18 protein-coding genes are annotated in these 20,656 nt (G+C 45.7%); 15 read left to right on the top strand and 3 right to left on the bottom strand.

Annotation, left to right across the window (positions count from 1 at the left end; all coding sequences use genetic code 11):
- Positions 1 to 2: 2 nt before the first annotated feature.
- The 10 genes from trpA (at position 3) to EDC63_RS02175 (ending at position 14,183) form a co-directional block, all read left to right on the top strand.
- Complete coding sequence (gene trpA / locus EDC63_RS02220) at positions 3 to 803, top strand: tryptophan synthase subunit alpha (RefSeq protein WP_124947592.1); 801 nt, start codon at positions 3 to 5, stop codon at positions 801 to 803.
- A gap of 39 nt (positions 804 to 842) precedes the next feature.
- Entirely contained in the window at positions 843 to 1,709 is an 867-nt protein-coding gene (gene accD / locus EDC63_RS02215; RefSeq protein ID WP_124947593.1) for an acetyl-CoA carboxylase, carboxyltransferase subunit beta, read from the top strand.
- Positions 1,710 to 1,730: 21 nt separating this feature from the next.
- Positions 1,731 to 3,002, top strand: coding sequence for a bifunctional tetrahydrofolate synthase/dihydrofolate synthase (folC, locus tag EDC63_RS02210; protein WP_124947594.1), 1,272 nt, complete (start codon positions 1,731 to 1,733; stop codon positions 3,000 to 3,002).
- Positions 3,003 to 3,070: 68 nt separating this feature from the next.
- Complete coding sequence (locus EDC63_RS02205; protein ID WP_124947595.1) at positions 3,071 to 3,775, top strand: SPOR domain-containing protein; 705 nt, start codon at positions 3,071 to 3,073, stop codon at positions 3,773 to 3,775.
- Positions 3,776 to 3,800: 25 nt separating this feature from the next.
- Positions 3,801 to 4,295, top strand: coding sequence for a CvpA family protein (locus tag EDC63_RS02200; RefSeq protein WP_124947596.1), 495 nt, complete (start codon positions 3,801 to 3,803; stop codon positions 4,293 to 4,295).
- Between the two features lie 37 nt (positions 4,296 to 4,332).
- Positions 4,333 to 5,859 (top strand): amidophosphoribosyltransferase, encoded by a 1,527-nt coding sequence (gene purF / locus EDC63_RS02195; protein WP_124947597.1) that lies wholly within the window; start codon positions 4,333 to 4,335, stop codon positions 5,857 to 5,859.
- Between the two features lie 150 nt (positions 5,860 to 6,009).
- Positions 6,010 to 7,182: an O-succinylhomoserine sulfhydrylase gene (locus EDC63_RS02190; RefSeq protein WP_124947598.1), complete on the top strand. Its 1,173-nt coding sequence runs from the start codon at positions 6,010 to 6,012 to the stop codon at positions 7,180 to 7,182.
- Entirely contained in the window at positions 7,175 to 7,855 is a 681-nt protein-coding gene (locus EDC63_RS02185) for a hypothetical protein (RefSeq protein ID WP_124947599.1), read from the top strand. The genes EDC63_RS02190 and EDC63_RS02185 overlap by 8 nt, the downstream gene beginning before the upstream one ends.
- A 47-nt stretch (positions 7,856 to 7,902) precedes the next feature.
- Complete coding sequence (locus EDC63_RS02180; RefSeq protein WP_124947600.1) at positions 7,903 to 10,641, top strand: PD-(D/E)XK nuclease family protein; 2,739 nt, start codon at positions 7,903 to 7,905, stop codon at positions 10,639 to 10,641.
- Between the two features lie 83 nt (positions 10,642 to 10,724).
- Positions 10,725 to 14,183: a UvrD-helicase domain-containing protein gene (locus EDC63_RS02175; RefSeq protein ID WP_124947601.1), complete on the top strand. Its 3,459-nt coding sequence runs from the start codon at positions 10,725 to 10,727 to the stop codon at positions 14,181 to 14,183.
- A gap of 54 nt (positions 14,184 to 14,237) precedes the next feature.
- Here the strand turns inward: EDC63_RS02175 and EDC63_RS02170 are convergent, their stop codons facing one another.
- The gene (locus EDC63_RS02170) at positions 14,238 to 14,987 is read right to left on the bottom strand and encodes a TSUP family transporter (protein WP_124947602.1); all 750 of its coding nucleotides are present in this window, start codon (positions 14,985 to 14,987) and stop codon (positions 14,238 to 14,240) included.
- Between the two features lie 19 nt (positions 14,988 to 15,006).
- Entirely contained in the window at positions 15,007 to 15,342 is a 336-nt protein-coding gene (locus tag EDC63_RS02165; RefSeq protein ID WP_124947603.1) for a hypothetical protein, read from the bottom strand.
- 479 nt (positions 15,343 to 15,821) lie between these two features.
- Here EDC63_RS02165 and EDC63_RS02160 point away from each other — a divergent pair, with 479 nt between their 5' ends.
- Both EDC63_RS02160 and EDC63_RS02155 read left to right on the top strand, forming a co-directional pair.
- Positions 15,822 to 16,214, top strand: a complete 393-nt coding sequence (locus EDC63_RS02160; protein ID WP_124947604.1) for a Crp/Fnr family transcriptional regulator — start codon at positions 15,822 to 15,824, stop codon at positions 16,212 to 16,214.
- A 242-nt stretch (positions 16,215 to 16,456) separates the two neighbouring features.
- Positions 16,457 to 17,167 carry a hypothetical protein gene (locus EDC63_RS02155; RefSeq protein WP_223248415.1) on the top strand — a complete coding sequence of 237 codons (711 nt, stop codon included), beginning with the start codon at positions 16,457 to 16,459 and terminating at the stop codon, positions 17,165 to 17,167.
- Between the two features lie 108 nt (positions 17,168 to 17,275).
- Here EDC63_RS02155 and EDC63_RS02150 read toward each other — a convergent pair whose 3' ends face one another.
- Positions 17,276 to 18,334, bottom strand: coding sequence for a PilT/PilU family type 4a pilus ATPase (locus EDC63_RS02150; protein WP_124947605.1), 1,059 nt, complete (start codon positions 18,332 to 18,334; stop codon positions 17,276 to 17,278).
- Between the two features lie 275 nt (positions 18,335 to 18,609).
- Between EDC63_RS02150 and EDC63_RS02145 the strand changes: the two genes are divergently transcribed.
- The 3 genes from EDC63_RS02145 to EDC63_RS02135 all read left to right on the top strand — a co-directional run bounded on the left by EDC63_RS02145 (position 18,610) and on the right by EDC63_RS02135 (position 20,637).
- The gene (locus EDC63_RS02145; protein ID WP_124947606.1) at positions 18,610 to 19,116 is read left to right on the top strand and encodes a hypothetical protein; all 507 of its coding nucleotides are present in this window, start codon (positions 18,610 to 18,612) and stop codon (positions 19,114 to 19,116) included.
- A 113-nt stretch (positions 19,117 to 19,229) separates the two neighbouring features.
- Entirely contained in the window at positions 19,230 to 20,042 is an 813-nt protein-coding gene (locus EDC63_RS02140; RefSeq protein ID WP_124947607.1) for a ferritin-like domain-containing protein, read from the top strand.
- Positions 20,043 to 20,262: 220 nt separating this feature from the next.
- A complete protein-coding gene (locus tag EDC63_RS02135) occupies positions 20,263 to 20,637 on the top strand; it encodes a DUF3135 domain-containing protein (RefSeq protein ID WP_223248416.1) in 375 nt (124 codons plus the stop codon).
- Positions 20,638 to 20,656 lie beyond the last annotated feature (19 nt).

Here is a 20,656-nt window from a genome sequence, read left to right as displayed (position 1 = left end):
TCATGTCTCGTATCGAAACAACTTTTAAGCAGTTAAAAGCGCAAGGGCGTAAAGCACTGATCCCTTTTATTACATCAGGTGATCCAGAGCCTTCAATAACGGTGCCTTTGATGCACGCCATGGTGGCATCTGGTGCTGATATATTGGAACTTGGCGTACCTTTTTCTGATCCTATGGCAGATGGTCCTACCATTCAGCGCTCCAGTGAACGCGCACTGAAATTTGGTACAGGATTAAAAGATGTTTTGGATTTTGTGGTTGAGTTTCGCAAAACCAATATGACCACGCCAGTTGTGCTGATGGGATACGCAAATCCTATTGAAAGAATGGGACAAGCCGAGTTTGCAAAACAGGCTGCATTGGCTGGCGTTGATGGTGTGCTGACAGTTGATTACCCACCCGAAGAAAGTGCTGAATTTGTCACATTGCTCCATCAATACGGCCTTGATCCGATTTTCCTGTTGTCCCCTACGACACCGGAAGCGCGTTTTGAACTGGTCGCTAAAATGGCTCGCGGCTTTTTATATTATGTTTCGCTCAAGGGTGTTACCGGTTCGGCAAATCTGGATCTGGATGCTGTAGGCAAAAAAATTCCTGAAATTCAAGCCGCTTCGGGTCTGCCAGTGGGTGTAGGTTTTGGTATTCGTGATGCAGCAACCGCAAAGGCAATTGCAGCTTTTGCTGATGCCGTGGTTATTGGCAGTCGTATTATTCAGGAAATTGAAGCGTCCCCTAAAGAAAAGCTGCTGGAAAATGTTTCCACTTTGCTCAGGGATATCCGCACTGCAATGGATGAAAAATAGTAACCCATGAAATTAATGTCATGGATTAAGGAATAGATTATGAGCTGGTTTCAAAAATTATTACCCCCAAAAATCAAGCGCAAGATCAGTGGTGCCAAAAAGGTAGTTCCTGAAGGTTTATGGAATAAATGTCCAACCTGTGAATCTGTGTTGTATCGTGCTGATCTGGAAAAAAATCTGGAAGTTTGTCCCAAGTGTGACCACCATAACCGTTTAACAGGTCGTAACAGGCTGGATATGTTGCTTGATCCAGAAGGTCGTTATGAAATTGGTGCAGAAGTATTACCAGTTGATGTGCTTAAATTCAAAGACAGCAAGCGTTATTCGGACCGTTTAACTGCAGCGCAAAAGGATACGGAAGAATCAGATGCCCTCATAGTTATGCAGGGCAGTGTTGAAAATGTGCCCCTGGTAGCTGCTGCATTTGAGTTTAAATTCATGGGTGGCTCAATGGGTTCTGTTGTTGGGGAGCGTTTTGTACGTGCTGTCCAAGTATGTGTAGAACATAAACTCCCCTTTGTCTGCTTCTCTGCAAGTGGAGGTGCCCGCATGCAGGAAGGTCTGTACTCCTTGATGCAGATGGCAAAAACCAGTGCGGCATTGACGCAACTGGCACAGGAAAAGTTACCTTTCATTTCAGTATTAACCGATCCGACCATGGGGGGTGTTTCTGCCAGTTTCGCCATGCTTGGCGATGTGATCATTGCGGAACCTCGTGCTTTAATCGGCTTTGCTGGTCCTCGTGTAATAGAACAGACCGTGCGTGAAACGCTACCTGACGGTTTTCAGCGAGCAGAGTTTTTGTTAGAGCATGGTGCAATTGATATGATTGTGGATCGCCGCGAAATGCGTGCCAAATTGGCTAATTTGCTCACCATGATGATGAAAGTACCAAGAGTTGCCTAATTTTTTGATTATCATCGACCTGTGAAGCTCGAATTCGAGACCCTTCCCGATTGGTTGTCCTATCTTGAGCAACTGCATCCGAAAACCATTGAACTTGGTCTTGAACGTGTAGAAAAAGTTAAACGGGAGATGCAGCTTGAACCCGGTTTCCCAATAATTACAGTTAGTGGGACCAATGGTAAAGGGTCCACCTGTGCCATGCTGGAAGCTATTCTGAGTGATGCTGGTTTTCGCGTTGGATGTTATACATCCCCCCATTTGTTGCGCTACAACGAAAGAGTAAGGGTGGGGCGTGAGGATGCTTCTGACGCAGAGTTGTGTAATGCGTTTGCTGCGGTTGAACAAGCCAGAAACAAAATTTCTCTTACGTATTTTGAATTTGGGACGCTTGCAGCAGTCAGACATTTCGTTCAGCAGGAAGTGGACGTTGCTATTCTCGAAGTTGGTCTTGGTGGTCGTTTGGACGCTGTGAATGTGTTTGATTCAGATTGTGCCATTATTTCCAGCATCGATATGGATCATATGGATTATCTTGGGGACACGCGCGAAGCTATTGGCCTGGAAAAAGCGGGGATTGTTCGTGCCGGAAAGCCGGTTATCTGCGCTGAACCGGATTTACCGGTAGTTGTTGAGAAATTTATTGGAACCATTGGTGCCAGGCTCTATCAAATTGGTCGTGATTTTGGTTTTACTCAGTTAGATACGCAATGGCGGTTTGATGGTCCTCGCGGTAGTCGTCACGCACTCCCTTATCCGGTATTGCGTGGAAAGTTTCAGTTGGCTAATGCATCTGCCTGTTTAACTGCACTTGATGAGTTAAAGTCGCAATTGCCGGTAACGGTTAATAATATACGTAACGGTTTGCTGGATACGCGTTTATCAGGTCGTTTTCAAGTCCGGCCCGGCAGACCGGTTGTTGTACTGGATGTGGCTCATAACCCACATGCAGCAAAGGCGCTTGCGGTTAATTTGCAAAACATGCCATGTACAGGCAAAACGATAGCAGTATTTGCCATGCTGGGTGATAAGGACATTGTAGGTGTAATAAATGAAGTAAAGGCGCAGGTTAACACTTGGTTATTGGCAGATATTAAGGAAATGCGCGGTGCAACTGCTCAGCATTTGCTGCAGGTTATAAGAAAGGAAATTGGCGATGTGGTGGCCGAGGAATATGAATCCGTTGGCATTGCATATCGTCGAGCCTGTATCCTTGCTTCCGAAAATGATAGAATTATCATTTTCGGTTCATTTCATACGGTAGCGGACGCGCTTCGGGAATTGCATTTAACTTAACATGCTGATGTGGCATTGAAACTAACAATATTTGGTCAATATAATTGGCCACTAGGGATGTAAAGTACATGGCTCAATCTATCACTGATGAAGAAATTCAACTGAAAAAACGCGCAAGACGTCGTTTAGTTGGGGCCATTGCATTGGTCCTGATAGTCGTTATTTTCCTGCCAATGGTATTGGATAATGAACCCAAGCCTGTCAGTCAGGATATTGCTATTCATATTCCTTCCCGAGATGGAACAGATTTCTCGTCCAATACCGTACCTACTCAAGATAAACCTGCTCTTGAAGCGCCTCCCCCCAGCGTAGAGGTACAAGCGCCTGTTGCTGAACCTGAACCCGTTGCACCTTCAAAACATCTAGCCCCACCAGTAAAAGCAGTAGAAGCTAAGCCTACCCCAAAACCTGTTCAAAAAGCTGAAGCTAAGTCGCCGAAAGCTGAAGTGGTTCATAAACCAGAGCCGGTGCACAAGGCTGAACCAGTGCATAAATCTGAGCCTGTGCACAAGGCCGAGTCAAGCACAAAGGCATCATCAGGTTTTGTTGTTCAGTTGGGTGCCTTTTCAAATCTGGACAATGCCAAGCAAAGACAATCCAAACTCTCTTCGATAGGCGTAAAGTTTTACACTGAAACGCTTAAAACACCGACCGGAGCAAAGTTGCGGGTGCGAGCAGGTCCGTTTGCTACTCGCCAGGATGCAGAAAAATTACAGGAAAAACTGAAAGCCGCAGGCATTCAGGATGGTATTATTGCTGAAATGAAAGAGTGAGTTTATCTATTAACCTGATGTTGATATGACGGCATTCGATTACGCAGTATTGCTGATAACCGGCTTTTCTATTTTGCTGAGCCTCATGCGAGGCATGGTACGAGAAGTTTTAGCGCTTTTGTCCTGGTTTGTAGCTTTCTGGATTGCGAACATTTATTCAGTGCAATTTGAGCCTATACTGCCAAATGCCATACCTGATGAATCCCTCCGTTTTTTAGCGGCTTTTGTGATTTTGTTTTTGGTGACGCTGCTACTGATGAGCCTGTTGACTATTACCCTGTCTGAATTGGTTAAAACGATCGGGTTGAGCATGATGGATAGAGGGTTAGGTGCTTTTTTTGGGTTGGCAAGAGGGCTGTTGATTGTTCTTGTGCTGGTATTGTTGGCTGGCCTTACTGCTATTCCACGTCAGAGATTCTGGCAAAATGCGATGTTTAGTGCACCTCTGGAAGCGTTAGCTGTCAGTATCAAACCTTGGTTGCCGGATGATTTGTCCAGGCGAATCAAATACGATATGTGAGCAGTTTCAAAATTTTTATTTTTCGAGTAAATCGGGTATGTGTGGAATTATAGGCGTCGTTGCAAAGTCCCCCGTTAATCAGGTGCTTTATGATGGGTTGCAGGTGCTACAGCATCGCGGTCAGGACGCCGCTGGCATTGTCACTGCTGAGGGTAATACGTTTCATATGCACAAGGCGAATGGCATGGTGCGGGATGTGTTTAGAACTCGTAATATGCGCTCGTTAAAGGGTAACATGGGCATTGCTCATGTTCGCTATCCGACTGCTGGCAGCGCGTCTTCCTCTGCTGAGGCACAACCTTTCTATGTAAACTCGCCCTTTGGCATTGTCCTTGCACACAATGGCAACCTGACAAATTCTGAACAGTTGAAAGAAGAACTTTTTCAGCAGGATTTAAGACACGTTAACACTAACTCTGATTCTGAAGTGCTGTTAAATGTTTTGGCCCATGAATTGCAAGAAAGCTCAAACAACCACAAGCTTAACGCTGCCGCCGTATTTTCTGCAGTAGCTGGGGTGCATCGCCGTTGCCGTGGTGCTTACGCTGTGGTGGCAATGATTGCGGGATATGGCTTGGTGGCTTTTCGTGATCCTTATGGTATTCGCCCAATGGTGATTGGCAAGACTGAGACTGAGAGTGGCACTGAATATATGGTTGCTTCAGAAAGTGTCGCTATGGATACGTTGGGATTCCAGCTGATGAGAGATGTTGCGCCAGGCGAGGCAATATTGGTAGAGCAGACTGGTGAATTTTATAGCCAGCAATGTGCGATGAATCCAAAGTATTATCCTTGTATTTTCGAATATGTGTATCTGGCCAGACCCGATTCAGTGATTGATGGTATTTCTGTGTATGAAACCCGTTTATACATGGGGGAAAGTCTTGCTGAAAAAATTCGTTTAACCCTGAGTCCTGAAGATATCGATGTGGTGATTCCCATTCCGGATACCAGTCGCCCAAGTGCCTTGCAATTGGCGAACCGATTAGGGGTAACTTATCGTGAAGGCTTTATAAAGAATCGCTACATTGGCCGTACATTTATTATGCCAGGCCAGGCGATGCGTAAAAAGTCTGTGCGTCAAAAGTTAAATCCGATCGGGATTGAATTTAAAGATAAAAATGTGTTGTTGGTGGATGATTCTATTGTTCGAGGTACTACCAGCAAGCAGATCGTCCAAATGGCACGTGAAGCGGGTGCGCGTAAAGTTTATCTGGCTTCTGCCGCACCGCCAGTGCGTTTTCCGAACGTTTATGGTATCGATATGCCAACGCGTCAGGAACTGCTGGCAACTGGCCGTACGGATGATCAGATCGCACTGGAAATCGGAGCCGATGCGGTGTTCTATCAGGACCTTGATGCATTGATAGCGGCCGTCACAAAGGCCAATCCGCTCATTACACATTTTGAATCGTCCTGCTTTAACGGCGACTATATTACGGGTGATGTTACGCCAGAATATCTTGCGATGATTGAATCAAACCGGAATGACGGTAATGACGACGATAAAGCATCTGTGTCCACACGACAGCTTGATCTTAATCTCAGCTCGGCGGAATCCTGAAAAATAATTGACATCGTTATGCGGGAAGCGTAACTTTATATTCATGCGCCGATTTGATTTCAGCTTGCGGGCGCTTTATAAATCCAGCTAAACGAGGAATAACCCGTTCCGCGCAAGCTGGACGGGTTTTTTTATTTGGAGGTGAATAATATGTCTGATGATTTCGAACTAGAAACGCTGGCCGTGCGAGCCGGCATCCACCGCAGTCAATTCAATGAGCATTCTGAGGCAATGTACCTCACTTCAAGTTTTGTCTTTGAGAATGCAGCGCAGGCAGCAGCCCGCTTTTCTGGTCAGGAGCCAGGGAATATTTATGCGCGATTTACCAATCCGACAGTGACCGTATTTCAGGAACGCTTAGCCGCCCTTGAGGGCGCCGAGTTTTGCGTGGCTACTTCCAGCGGGATGTCCGCCATATTGTCTTGCGTCATGGGGCTTTTGTCCGCTGGTGATCATATCATTGCCTCGCGCAGCATTTTTGGTACAACCGTGCAGCTCTTTGGCAATATTTTGAAGCGCTTTGGTATTGAGACGACTTTTGTTTCATTGACTGATGTGAGCGCATGGCAAGCGGCTGTTCAGCCAAACACTAAGTTGTTGTTTGTTGAGACACCATCCAACCCATTGACCGAAGTATGCGATATCGGTGCATTAAGCAGCGTAGCAAAACAGGCGGGTGCATGGCTGGCTGTGGACAATTGTTTCTGCACGCCCATGTTGCAACGTCCGTTGGATCTGGGTGCTGACATCGTGATTCATTCCGCAACCAAATATCTGGATGGACAGGGTCGCGTGCTGGGTGGGGCTGTGCTGGGTAAGAAGGAATTAATGGAAGGTGTATACGGATTTTTGCGTACAGCTGGTCCCACCCTGAGTGCATTTAACGCCTGGGTAATATTAAAGGGACTGGAAACGCTTAAAATCAGAATGGATGCACATTCACAAAACGCTTTGGCTTTAGCGCAATGGCTGGAGCAACATCCGCAGGTGGATCGTGTTTATTATCCAGGTTTGGCATCACATCCTCAACATGATCTGGCAATGAAACAGCAGAAGAGCGGGGGAGGGATACTTTCCTTTGATGTAAAGGGAGGTAAGGATGCTGCGTGGCGAGTTGTAGATCACACCAGAATGCTTTCCATTACCGCAAATCTGGGGGATACCAAAACGACGATTACGCATCCAGCTACAACCACGCACAGCAGGGTAACGGCAGAAGCAAGAGCTGCATCGGGGATTGGTGATGGTTTGCTGCGTGTTGCAGTAGGTCTGGAAGCGATTGGCGATATTCAAGCTGATTTGGCACGGGGGTTAAATGCTTAAAAAGATTCTGATTTTATGGATGCTGGCAATGCCGGCATGGGCTTCGCAAATGCTGGAGTTGAACTATCTGGATCAGGAAAAAGGAACGCCAGCTGTACCGATGCGTATTCTGATTACAGATCAATTCATGCGGATTGATGATGGGAATAACAAGAGCGATTTTTTATTGCTGGATCGTCAGGAAAAGCGCATTTTCAATGTGACACACGATCGTCAGGAAATTCTCAAAATCGATGCAGGTGTGGTCACAATGCAAAAGCCCGCAAAATGGGTCGTCCGCGAGGAAGTAACTGATTTGCCAAAGCAAGGTAAAGGCGCTAAAAAGGTAAATATTTTCGTGAATGATACGATGTGCATGCAAATTACGGCTGTTGAAGGGTTCCTGCCGGATGCAGTAAGTGCATTGCGTCGCTATAACGAGACTCTGGCGCAGGTTCAAGCTCAAACTTTCATGGCGACGCCACCTGAGTTACAGAACGATTGTGATCTCGCGCAGACCGTATTTGAGTTTGGACGGGAACTGAAATATGGATTACCTCTTGAGGCTACTTATCACAGCGGCAATACGCGTCGCATGGTGGGTTACCATATGATCAACATGGATAGTCAGCTTTTTACATTGCCAAAACAATACCGAACCGTGAGTCTGGATGATATTCGGGGTGCAAAATAAGCTAACCATGTTCCATATTAAATCGAATGCACTCAGACTTGGATTAAATGCACGCTGATATTATTGAAGCCATCGAATCCGGCGCCACTATTTTGACCGCTAATCGTCGGTTGGCGCGTTTTCTCAAGTCGCAGTTTGATACGGTTCAACAATCTCGTGGCCGAATGGCATGGCACAGCCCGGATATATTGCCGTGGTCATCCTGGATAGAACGCAGTTGGGAAGTAATGGCCAACCAGAGATCCATGGGTGCTGGATTTCAAACGGGGGTGTTGCTGAATGCAATTCAGGAAAAATCTTTATGGGAAAATATTGTAGCTGAGTATTCCAATGCGGAAAGTCGTCTGTTGCAGGTGCCTGCTACGGCAAAAAATGCGGCTGCCGCCTGGCAGTTGATGCAGGCATGGCATTTGAAATTGCCGGTGGATCAGGCACTGTCAAGCGCAGATGTGCAAGTTTTTTCTGGCTGGGCAAAAAAATTCAAAGAGGTATGTGTCAAGCAGGGTTGGCTGGATCATGCGCGCCTCCCTGACTTGGTTGAAGACGGGTATAAGGCAGGGAAAATTGCATTGCCTGGTCGTCTTGTTTTGGCAGGATTTGATGAATTGACGCCGCAACAGCGTCAATTACTTGCTACTTTGCAAGTATTGGGGTGCCAATGTACGGAATTGGAACCAGAAGCAAATAATAAAGAAGCGGTAAGAACCCGATTTACAGATGCAGCAGCAGAAATTTCAGCAGCAGCAGTTTGGGTTCGTGACTTACTGGAAAAAAATACCGGGGAAACAATTGGTATTGTTGTGCCGGATTTAAGCGCTCTCCAGGAAGCTATTACCCATCGTTTTGATGATATTTTACAGCCTCAGCTTGTCTTGCCCAAACCGGCTGACAAGATTAAACGGCCATATAATATGTCTATGGGGAATGGTTTGATAGATTTCCCCATTATTCATGGTGCATTACTTGTACTTGAGTTGTTAGAGGGAAAGCTCTCTTTAGAAAAGATGGGGATTTTGCTGCGTACAGCTTTTATAGCTGGTGCAGAATCTGAAATGGCAAAGCGCTGCTTGCTGGATGCCAAACTACGCAGCATTGGTGAGCTTGAAATTTCCTTGCCTACTTTGTGGTCACTCTCAAAATCAGTGGACAAAGAGGGGGTAGTGCGGCCCTACACTACGCCGATTTTTGCAGAGAGCATTGATAAGATGCTCCCCATTTCTTCCCAAATTCAGTACTTGAAGCAGCCGCCTGGTAAGTGGGGAAGTCTGTTTAAGCAAATATTGAATGATATGGGATGGCCAGGTGAGCGTGCCTTGAGTAGTGAGGAATATCAGGCAGCTGGCGCATGGCGCGATTTGCTGAATGAATATTCCTCTCTGGATTTAGTACTCACAGACATAGGTTTTCTTGATGCGCTTGGCTATCTGAGGCGTATGACGTCAGAAGCGATGTTTCAACCAGAAACAGATGCTGTCCCTGTGCAAATTCTGGGAACGCTGGAAGCCGCCAATATGTTGTTTGATCATTTGTGGGTAATGGGCGTGCATGATGAAGTGTGGCCGGCAGCAGCTCACCCCAATCCATTCTTGCCGATCAATTTGCAGCGTAATTTGGGATTGCCGCATTCATCAGCTTCCCGTGAATTGAGATTTTCTCAACAGATTACTTCGCGCTTGCGATCATCTGCTCCTTATGTGATTTTCAGCTACCCCGAACGGGATGGGGACCGCGCTTTACGTCCCTCGCCGTTGATTCAGGATTTACCGGAAGTGGAAGGCGCAGCATTAGTAGCTGTTTTCACTTCAAACTATGCCCGTTTAATCCACACAACTAATGATCTGGAAATGCTGGAAGATAGCCAGGGCCCTGCGTTGCAGGATAAAGGGCTTACGCGTGGGGGAACAGGTTTGTTCAAACAGCAGGCTGCCTGCCCGTTTCGTGCTTTTGGTGAATACCGGCTAGGTGCGGAAACGTTGGAGGAAGGGCGTATTGGCTTATCACCTGCTGAACGCGGAACACTATTACACAGATCCCTTGAACTGACTTGGGATGAGCTAAAAAGCCACGCACAACTATGTGACGCAACGGATAGCCAAATTGATGAGGTGGTGCGAGTGGCCGCCAACAAAGCGACAGAAGAGTTGGCAAGAAATCGCCCCAACACCTTTACAAAACGCTTTGCTGAACTGGAGTGCCGGCGTTTGGTGAATTTGCTGCTGCAATGGCTGGCGATTGAAAAACAGCGCTCCCCCTTTGTGGTGCTGGCATCTGAACGCCAACAAGCCGTGACGATAGGTGGGATCAGTGTCAATGCGAAAATAGATCGGATGGATACGCTGGCCGATGGCACTCAGGCGATTATTGATTATAAAACCAATGTACCCAATGTGAAGCACTGGTTTAGTGACAGGCCGGAAGAACCACAACTTCCACTTTATTGCACAGCTTCCGGACAAAACGTCAGATCAGTGTATTTTGCACAAATCAAGCTGGGTGATATGGGTTTTAAAGGACTTTCTGCAAGCGAAGGTGCGGTACCCGGTATTGCTTCATTTGCCGATACAGAAGCTGGAAAGGAGTTTGGAACATGGGAGCAGATGGTTGCATCCTGGCAAAGGGTCTTAAATCAGTTGGGAGAGGATTTCAGATCAGGAAAAGCTGTCGTTGATCCAAAACATTATCCTAAAACCTGCGCCTATTGTGATCTCGGCCCGCTTTGTCGTGTCAATGAATCAGGCAAAGCCAGCCTGCTTGATAATGATGAATCACTTACAGAACCTGACTGAAATTTTTTGCTGGTATTTAGATAGACAAATTCAAATAACTGCAATTGCTACTACTTTATTTTTGAAAAAGAATCAAAACCACCATGAACCCTTCTGACATCTTGCAAGCGGACAAACTGGCGCGTGAAATTGCGTTAGATTCAACGCAATCATTTATCGTGCAGGCTCCTGCAGGGTCAGGTAAAACAGGTCTTTTGATTCAACGATTCTTGACCTTGCTTGGCAGTGTGGAAGTACCGGAAGAAGTGCTGGCGATTACCTTTACGCGCAAAGCGGCAGGGGAAATGCGTGAGCGGGTGTTGTCTGCTCTGGTCAAGGCGCGCATTGATCCAGAACCGGAAAATGAACACGAACGAAGAACGTGGTTGCTGGCAAAGGCAGTGCTGCAAAGAGATGAGAAAAAGGATTGGCACATTCAAGACAACCCTTTACGTCTCAGAATGCAGACTATCGATTCGCTTTGTTCTTCGCTCACTCGTCAAATGCCAGTGCTTTCTAATTTTGGTGCGCAACCGGGTGTCACTGAAGATCCTTCTGCGCTTTATATAGAAGCTGCGCGCGGTACCCTGGCTTTGCTTGAGTCGGGGAATAGTTGGTCGGAATCGGTGCGGCGGCTGTTAGCATATCTGGATAATAATCTACAAACGGTAGAAGGACTACTGGCTGCCATGTTGGCAAGGCGTGACCAGTGGTTGCGGCATATTGCCGTTCACTCGGATGAACGCATACAGCGCGAAAGTCTTGAAACCGCTTTGGAGACAGTAGTATGTGAGGCGCTAGAGAGATTGCAGGCAGCAATTTCTGATGAAGTGGGCAGTGAACTCGTGGAAATTCTGCGTTATGCAGCTGGGAACTTGAATGAAGCGGAAGCCTCTTCTTCATCTGAAATCTTGCACAGTCTGGATTGCATTGAATTGCCCGGTACTACCCCGGATGATCTGCCTGCCTGGCGAGGGGTCGTTCAATTGGTATTGACCAATGAAGGTGGCTGGCGCAAGCGACTGGATGCCTCCATTGGCATGTTACCGCCCAGCAAGGTAACAGATAAAACCGAAAAAGCGCGCCGTCAATTAATGAAAGACAGGCTGGATGTGCTTATAGCTCGGATGGCGGAGTCTGAGTTCCTTCAGGATCAACTCGATGGATTACGCACTTTGCCACCCGTCAAGTATGAAGAATCTCAATGGCAAGTGATGGAAGCACTGTTTGAAATGTTGCCGCTTGCAGTAGCACAACTGAGGCTGGCGTTTCTGGCACAAGGCCAGGTGGATTTTACAGAGGTATCGCAGGCAGCGATCAGGGCATTAGGGGAAGAAGATAACCCAACTGATCTTGCACTGGCACTTGATTACAGAATTAGGCATCTGCTGGTGGATGAGTTTCAGGATACTTCGCTCAGTCAATATGCCTTGCTCAGCAAATTGACTGCGGGATGGGAAGAAGGCGATGGCCGTACTATGTTTGTAGTGGGAGATCCCATGCAATCCATCTATCGTTTTCGCGAAGCAGAAGTGGGCTTGTATTTGCGCGCACGCCATGAAGGTATCGGAACTATTTACCTGAAGCCTGTTACCTTGAGTGTGAATTTTCGTTCCCAACAAGGGATTGTAGAATGGGTGAACAGTACCTTCGCGGCAGTATTTCCTCAGCGCGAAGATATTGCCAGTGGGGCCGTTTCTTATTCAGAGTCGGTTGCCCATAAGCATGATCTGGGTCTACCTGCTGTCATGATGCACCCCTTTTTTACTAAAGACCACGTGAGAGAAGCGATAAAAGTGGTTGAGTTGGTAAAAGCCGCTAAAATTACTGATTCTGTAGCTAAAGTGGCCATATTGGTTCGTAACAGGAGCCATTTGGTAGAGATTATTCCTGCGCTGAAAGAAGCTGGATTGCGCTTTCGCGCGATTGAAATCGAACAGCTGGGGACTTTACCCATTATTCAGGATTTGCTTTCACTCACACGCGCACTATCACACCCGGCAGACAGATTGGCATGGCTTGCTGTACTACGCGCTCCCTGGTGCGGTTTAACCCTGGCAGATTTGCATGTGCTTGCGGGTGACGATCATCGCAGTACGCTATGGGATCTCATGCAGCAGGAAGCGATTTTTAATCGTATGTCACAAAACGGACAGCATCGACTGAGCAGAGTTCGTAGTGTTTTGTTTGATGCAATTTCGCAGCGCCAGCGGTTGCCATTACGTCGCTGGATTGAAGGCGTGTGGCTTGCTTTGGGTGGCCCTGCTGCCGTGAATGATGAAACCGCCCTGGAAGATGCCAATGTTTTTTTTGATGTTTTGGAAAAATTCAATACCGGGGGTAACCTCGCGGACTTTTCAGGGTTGGCAGACCGGGTAGCCAAACTGTTCGCTTTGCCTGATGTTCAGGCAGACGATACGGTGCAGATTATGACCATTCACAAATCCAAAGGATTGGAATTTGAAACTGTGATTCTGCCAGGATTGGGCAGAACACCCCGGACATCGGAATCGCAATTACTGATTTGGGCAGAGCACCCGACTGAACATGGTCAAAGCGACTTATTGCTTGCACCTATCAAAGCAGCAGGTAGTAATGATTCAAATACTTCGGTTTACACTTATCTGCAGCTCCTGAATAAGCGCAGAGGCAAAAATGAAGATGGTCGGTTGCTTTACGTTGCCTGTACGCGGGCGAAGCATCATCTGCATCTACTAGGCAGCGCTACGGCAAAGCTTAAGAAGGGTGAGGTGGAAGTCAGCGTATCCTCTCATTCTTTACTCAATCAGTTATGGCCTGTTGTAGGTCCTTTGTATACCAGTGCAGCTTCTGATCAGGCGGCAAAACTTGCGGAAGAAGCAGAAAATGAAGCTGGGCAACCTCCCATGGTTTTTTCAAGCACCATTCAGCGGCTGAAAGCCGGCTGGGTGTTAACTCCGCCACCCCTTGCTGTGCAATGGGTTGAAAGTGAACAGAGGGACGAAGAACCCTTGATAGATCAGGACGAGGTTGAGTTTGAATGGGCCAGCGAAACTGCAAAATTTATCGGGATAGTAGTCCATAAATGGCTGCAAATAATTGTGCAGGAAGGAGCGCAGGCATGGGACCTTGCTCGTGTGGAAAATCTGCGCGCTTCCTTTACTAATACGCTTTTAAATCTTGGTGTGCCTCGTAATGAACTACACGTCGCCGTGGATAAAACTGTACATGCCCTGAGCCTTACTTTGGACGACCAGCGTGGTAGATGGGTGCTGGATAGCCGCCATCATGAATCGCAGGCGGAATATGCGTTGACCGGGATTTATCGCGACGAGTTGGTGAATATTATAATCGATCGTTCATTTGTTGATGATCAAGGTGTCCGATGGATAATTGATTACAAAACCAGTGCCCATGAAGGGGGTAATCTGGAAGGATTTCTGGATAACGAACAACTGCGTTACAGAGGCCAGTTAGAGCGGTATGCAGCGTTGATGTCCCATCTTGATGATCGGCCAATTCGGTTGGGGTTGTATTTTCCGGTATTGGGTGGCTGGCGCGAGTGGGAGTATAAGGGCAATTAAAAAGTCCGAGTACTATAGTATCTGCCAACCCGAAACAAGATTAAGCGCAATTGTCTAAATCAAGGGTGATATCAGTCCCCATAAACCCATCGAACTGATAATAACCAGTCCACCACCCATCCATCGTTTAAAAATAATATCATTTTTGCTGATAGTTTCATGTGCCCTCAATCCAATATAGTGACCAATGAAGGCAATAGGTATCAAGCTTAAAGCAATCAGAAAGTGCAAGTTCACCGATAACATGATAAACGTTGTCATCTTGATGCTGACCAAAGCAAACCATAAAACAAACAAAGTGTCGCGTAATTGTTCTTTGCGCACATTGCGCATAAATACGGCAACCATTAATGGCGCACCAGTTAGAGAGGTGCCAGCGATATAGCCGCCTAGCATTAATAGCAGTTTATCCACCCCTTTGTGACGGCTTTCAATAGCGCGGTTCAACAACCAGATAATGCCGTAAAACAGCGTGATAGAGTAAATGAAAATATTCAGCCACAGGGTGGGCAGGCTAACCAGTCCAAAGACACCAATAATCGCAGGCGGCACGATAAACAGGGATGCATAACGCAAATAGGCCCAGTCAACGTTGTGCAGACGTGTGCGTAGCGTCAGTCCAGAAAAGAATAATAAATGAACCGCTATAATGGGCAGCCATAATAAGGGTTGATCGCTGATAAACAGAAGCAGCGGCAGACCTAATGCAGCTCCGCCAAATCCCAGGCCAGTACGAACAAATCCAGTCCATATAAAGAGCAAGGCAATAGCGACGGTTTGGTAAATATTAAAATCAAGAAGCATGGTCAGGCAAAGCGCTTTCTTAAATCGAATTCAGGAAAATCTGACGCTCATTTTTTAGCTTTTCTTTAACTAATAAAAAAGATTCAGCGCTCAGTTCTCTATGAATTTCTTCCAATGTTGCCTGACAACTGGCATAAAAAATCTCAAAAGCGTTGTTAACAACATCAACGCATAATTTGGAAGGGTTTGTGCTACTGGATGCCACCATTATGTCTAGGGGCTTGACAGTTGCTGATCGTGCCATGAATTTTTGCGTTGATGTATCTAATGCACTCGCGATCATGGGGGTGCTTTTAACAAAAGCAGTTCCCTGAAATTCAAATTTTTGGCCTATAGCGAGCTCGTGAAATTTCATTGATTTTCCATATAATTAGCGTGTAATGGTTACATTGGTAATTGTACCGAACAAACACCAGCCTTGAACTACTTGCTTATAGAAATTTGCATTGAATGGGACTTAAGCGTTGATCACGTTCATAATTATTAGCGTAAATATTAGCAGGTTGAGGCATTTATCAGTTGAATTGCTACATGCTCAAAGTAAACAGAATGCTGAAACATAATCACATTTAAATGTAAGTTTTGTTGATTTAATCTCGCACAAATAGCTTTTGATCTCGCTTATATCTATAGTGTTATTGAACAAGATAAGGTTTACGCATAAACTATGCAGAATGGCTAATCATAAAGCTGGCGCAACAATAAAAAAGGTTAAAAAAACCTTATCAAAAGGAGAGCAATTCAGTGAGTAGTTCAAAGCAATAAACCCCACCATGCATTTCTTCGTTAACCGAAGAACTGGTTGTTCAGGAATGTCAGGTTTTATCCAATATCATGGGGGTTCGTAAACTGCATGATGGCGAACTGCTGGTTACCGAAGGTGAACCCAATACCACCCTGTTTGCACTGACTGAAGGCCGGATATCAGTCACAAGTAAAGTGGATGGTAATGAAAGGGTCGTATATACAATGAAACCGGGTGAATGCGCAGGAACCCGTGCATTCGTTGACCGAAAGCCACGGCAGGCTACACTTCGTTCCGTTGGTGAGTCAACTGTATATACCCTTGAACCTGAGGCGTTTGAATCCTTGCTTGAGACTCATCCCCGCATTGTTTACAAAGTTATGCGATCGCTGTTTCGCATTACGCATACAAATCTGATGCACATGAATATGGAAAGTCAGGCTTTATCCAATTACATCAACAAAACCGGTGGGCGATTTTAGATCTTCAAGAAATTTTGCGCCTGATGTAATCGTGTGTTTGTGAACGTTGTAGGGAAATTATCCTTTTGCTTATTGCTCAGTTGCTTTGTCAGAGGCAATTCACTTCATTTGTTTTCCTTGGAATTTGCAATTGGTTTGGAAATTTTTTCTGAAAATACAGTGCGCTGCACAAAATCAAGATAAAATATTAAGTTTTGCAAATTAAACTTGCCAGTTTATTGGTAATATTCAAGAAACAACTTATGATCAAAAATGAAACTGATATAGATGTAGCCGGCTTGATCGGGCAGGAAGAGGGGAATTCGGCGGAAGTAAATAAAGCGGAATTAGAAAAGCAATTGCAGGAAAAATTGCTTCAGCTTTCTCAACTCAAGCATACTCACTCGATGGAGCATGCTACCTTGCAACTAGATATTGCTGAGATTCTGACTGCATTAGATCGTAAGGAAAAAGCCTGGACATTAGCCCGAGAAGCCTTTGAAACCGCGTTGAAAAATGAATCCTGGCAAGAAGCTGTAGAAGCGTGCAATGTGCTTTACCAGGCTGAACAGCCTGAATCTATTCCAGCATTGGGGATGGGAGTGTGGCTTGCAGTTACATTTCCGATAAACCCTGAATTAACTTATGCCATGCTAGACCATGTTGTCGATGAAACGCCTAAGCACGCGGATGGCGCTGCGCTGGCAGCTGTGACAGCGCGTTATGTGATTGATATCCGTGCCGATGACGCAAAACACGAAGGCCAGAGTCAACTGGCTAACCATCTGATTGCCCGCGTTGCTGAGCGTCATAGCAATGTACAAGACCAGCAGGCACTGAATGCGTGGATGGATAAATTGGAGTTGCGAGATCCACAAGTTTTTTTGCCTCGTTTGAGCATGGTGATAGGGGCAATTGTGGGAGATACATGGTGGTTTGATCGTAATGCGATTCGCAGTAAATTGCCGGACTAACTTTTAAGATGACTGTGTGAAAGGTGAGTGGCTTTATATTGTCCTTTTTTATTAATGCTTTCTTGTTGAAATCAGGAATAAAAACTCGGCTATTTTGTTGCCCTTTGCCTAAGTCAACCTGATTCTCAGTGCCAAATCAGTATGGGAATCAGCATTGCTTATGGCTTCTTCTTTACTGATTCGGCCTTCCTTGTAAAGGGTATACAGGGAATCGTCAAAAATCTGCATGCCGACGTCCGCTCCTTTTTTGATCGCATCTTTGAGTGTATGGGTTTGCCCCTTTTGGATCATGTCCGTAACGTAAGCTGATTGCAGCAGAATTTCTGTTGCTAGTACTTGTTTGCCATTTAGCCCGGGAAGCAAGCGCTGAGAAATCACCCCTTTCAGGTTAAGCGATAAATCAAGCAGTACCTGTTTGTGAGCTTCTTCTGGAAAAAAATTAATAATGCGGTCGACTGCCTGATTTGCGTTATTGGCGTGCATGGTGGAGATGCATAGCACGCCAGCTTCAGCATACATAATCGCGTTTTGAGCTGTAAGTCGATCACGAATTTCACCGATGACAATCACATCCGGCGCTTCACGCATTGCATTGCGCAGTGCATCTCCAAATGACAGCGTATCAAGGCCAACTTCACGCTGTTCCACAATTGATCGGTCATGGGAAAAAAGAAACTCTATTGGATCTTCGATGGTGAGTATATGTCCTTCCATCATTTTTGCGCGATAAGCAACCATTGCTGCCATGGTAGTGCTTTTTCCTGAACCGGCTGCACCTACCATGAGCACAAGTCCACGTTTTAATAGCGAAAGTACTTTGGCCTGTTCGGGTAAACCGAGTTTTTCAAAGCTAGGGATAACGGACTTTATTAGCCGTATAACTGCAGAAACCTCCCCACGTTGGTAATATACGTTCACCCGAAAACGAGCTTCGCCATCTAGCGTCAGTGCAAAATTACATTCCTTGGCTGTTTCAAACTCATGACGTTGCTGCTGGTTCATTAATTCGTAGACCAGTTGTGTTGATTCGCCTGGCTTTAGTGCGGGTACATTTGCGGGTCTGGTAGCGCCGTCAATCTTGAAATGTGGGGTTGTTCCAGCTGTCAGAAATAAATCGGAGGCACCGAATTCAAGCATCATTTTCAAGAGTACTTTTATATCAGCCATTTATTTCTCCAATTGTTGCTTGATCATGCGGAACGTGATTTATAAAGAAACCCTATAAAAGTGAGCATCAATATAATCCTGTCGTTATATTGCCAGATTTATATGTTTGTGAGCGGATATTGCAGAAAAATTGGATTTTAATGCTTATTCTTATGTCATTTGTTTATCATTGGCAGTAAAATATTGCTTGGCTTAGCTAGTCCATCGATATTTCTGAGATTCAGGAATAGCTCAAACAAACTATGCATTTAATCAATTTAACTGGGGATGTAAGTATGATTTTAGTATCTGATATGAAAAAATTTGTGAGTGTTGTTATTCCACTTTTGTTCTTTTCAGCTGCACCTGTGCATGCTGATGAAAAAATCATGATCAGCGCTACCATTCCTTACGAAAATAATGATGCGGCGACTGATGATATTCGAAAGGACTGTGACTGGAACCAGAAGCTGGCACAAAATATTGTTAAAGAATCCAATACAAGTGTTGAGGCAACCGATAAGGATTTGGCTAAATTTTCAGGTAAAAAACTCGTGATCATGATTGATCAGGTACATTCTATCGGTGGCGGTGGATTTACTGGCCCAAAGTGGGCGCATATTCGGGGTAAGCTGAGCGAAAAAGGAAAAGTGATCGGAAGTTTCGAGGCGCTTCGCAGAACAATCGGTGGGACTTTCAGAGCATGCGCTACATTGGATAATCTAGGCGAAGAGCTTGGTGGCGATGTGGCTGGCTGGCTTAAAAACCCAACCATGGATGCAAAGTTAGGTGATGCTAGCTAAATCCTGAAATTTTGAGGCGATCCGTATTGCTGAGCTATCACTTGTCATTGATTATTTGGAATACGGATGCATCTTGATTTGAAACTGATTAAGTCGTGGTAGCATATGAACATATGCAACATGATCTTTTTAACAGGGCGTTTACCTGTCTGCAAACCTCCGATACAGATACCAAGCTGACGCTGGTTGCCGAATTGCGTCAAGCCTGGGAGCTGGGCAAGTTATCCTGCTGGCTAGATCTTTCATCCGTTGAATCTATTGCGACTCCGGGTCATCCTGAAAAACCGGAGCTGGTATCAGCATTGCTTGTTGAAAAACGTAAGCTTTCTACGCCTGAAGGCAGAGCTGCGCTGATACACTCTTTGGCGCATATTGAATTCAATGCCATCAATTTAGCGCTGGATGCAGTTTATCGATTTCGTGATATGCCTGAAGCGTATTACGGCGACTGGTTAAAGGTGGCTGCTGAGGAAGCTTATCATTTTGCTTTGTTGCGAGATCATTTACGAACCCTGGGTTTTCAGTATGGTGATTTTACGGCGCATAACGGCTTGTGGGAGATGGCCGTTGTGACAGATCATGACCCGCTGGTCCGTATGGCTCTGGTTCCTCGTGTGCTAGAGGCGCGTGGTCTGGATGTAACCCCCGCCATCAGGCAAAAGCTGGCTTCAAGTGGCGACAGGGCGGCTGCTGATATTCTTGAGATTATTCATCGCGATGAGATCGGCCATGTTGCTATTGGTAATCGTTGGTACGCTTTTTTGTGTAATCAGCGCGGTTTAGAGCCTATTGCTACTTTTCGACAATTGTTACGTGAGTACAATGCACCAAAACTTCGCGGCCCGCTTCACACCGAGGCACGTTTGGCTGCCGGGTTTACTGAAGACGAAATGATAATGCTGGAAGACATCGTTTCGCAAGGTTAATTCTGTTTTTCTATCTCCGTAAGATTAATTTAGTATTGTTTCGTAGCTGATATGCTGCTTGCTTTGTTACAGTGCAAGCAGGTGGTTTCAAGTCATGAAATTTATTGCGTCATTCACATGCTAACAGTCCATTGTAATAACTATATTTAATCTGAAATTATGATGGATATGGCTACAATTAAATTGTAGGGTTTATTTTAATTGTGTTAGCAAAGGGCGAATGATGGTCAATATTAATACGCCACCAAGGACTTTCATTGATTGGGCGACGTTGGTCAAAGAAGATCCGATTGCATTTGAAGAAAAACGGAGGCAAGAAATTGAAAATTTAATCTCCCGCGCACCAGCGCGACTGCAACACCGGTTGCGTTGTTTGCAATGGCGTATTGATTTGGAACGAAAACGCAGTTCCAACCCACTTTCAGCATGTTTACGTCTCTATTCAATGATGTGGGATTCGATTTTGTCTGATCGGGGATTTTTGCAAGCTTTGCAAAAGCTAACTGGGGAAGATTTATCCGTAAAAGAACGAAACCCAACAATAAAGAGCGCGCAAATATTGCCTTTTAAGCGTGTTAAGACCATCCACCAGTAAATTTGGGAAGTGTTGGCCG

It is taken from the genome of Sulfurirhabdus autotrophica (genome assembly GCF_004346685.1).
In the GTDB taxonomy this organism is placed as follows: Bacteria; Pseudomonadota; Gammaproteobacteria; order Burkholderiales; family SMCO01; genus Sulfurirhabdus; species Sulfurirhabdus autotrophica.
The sequence above is the reverse complement of the archived record's forward strand: the minus strand, read 5'-3'. Positions and strand labels throughout refer to the sequence as shown.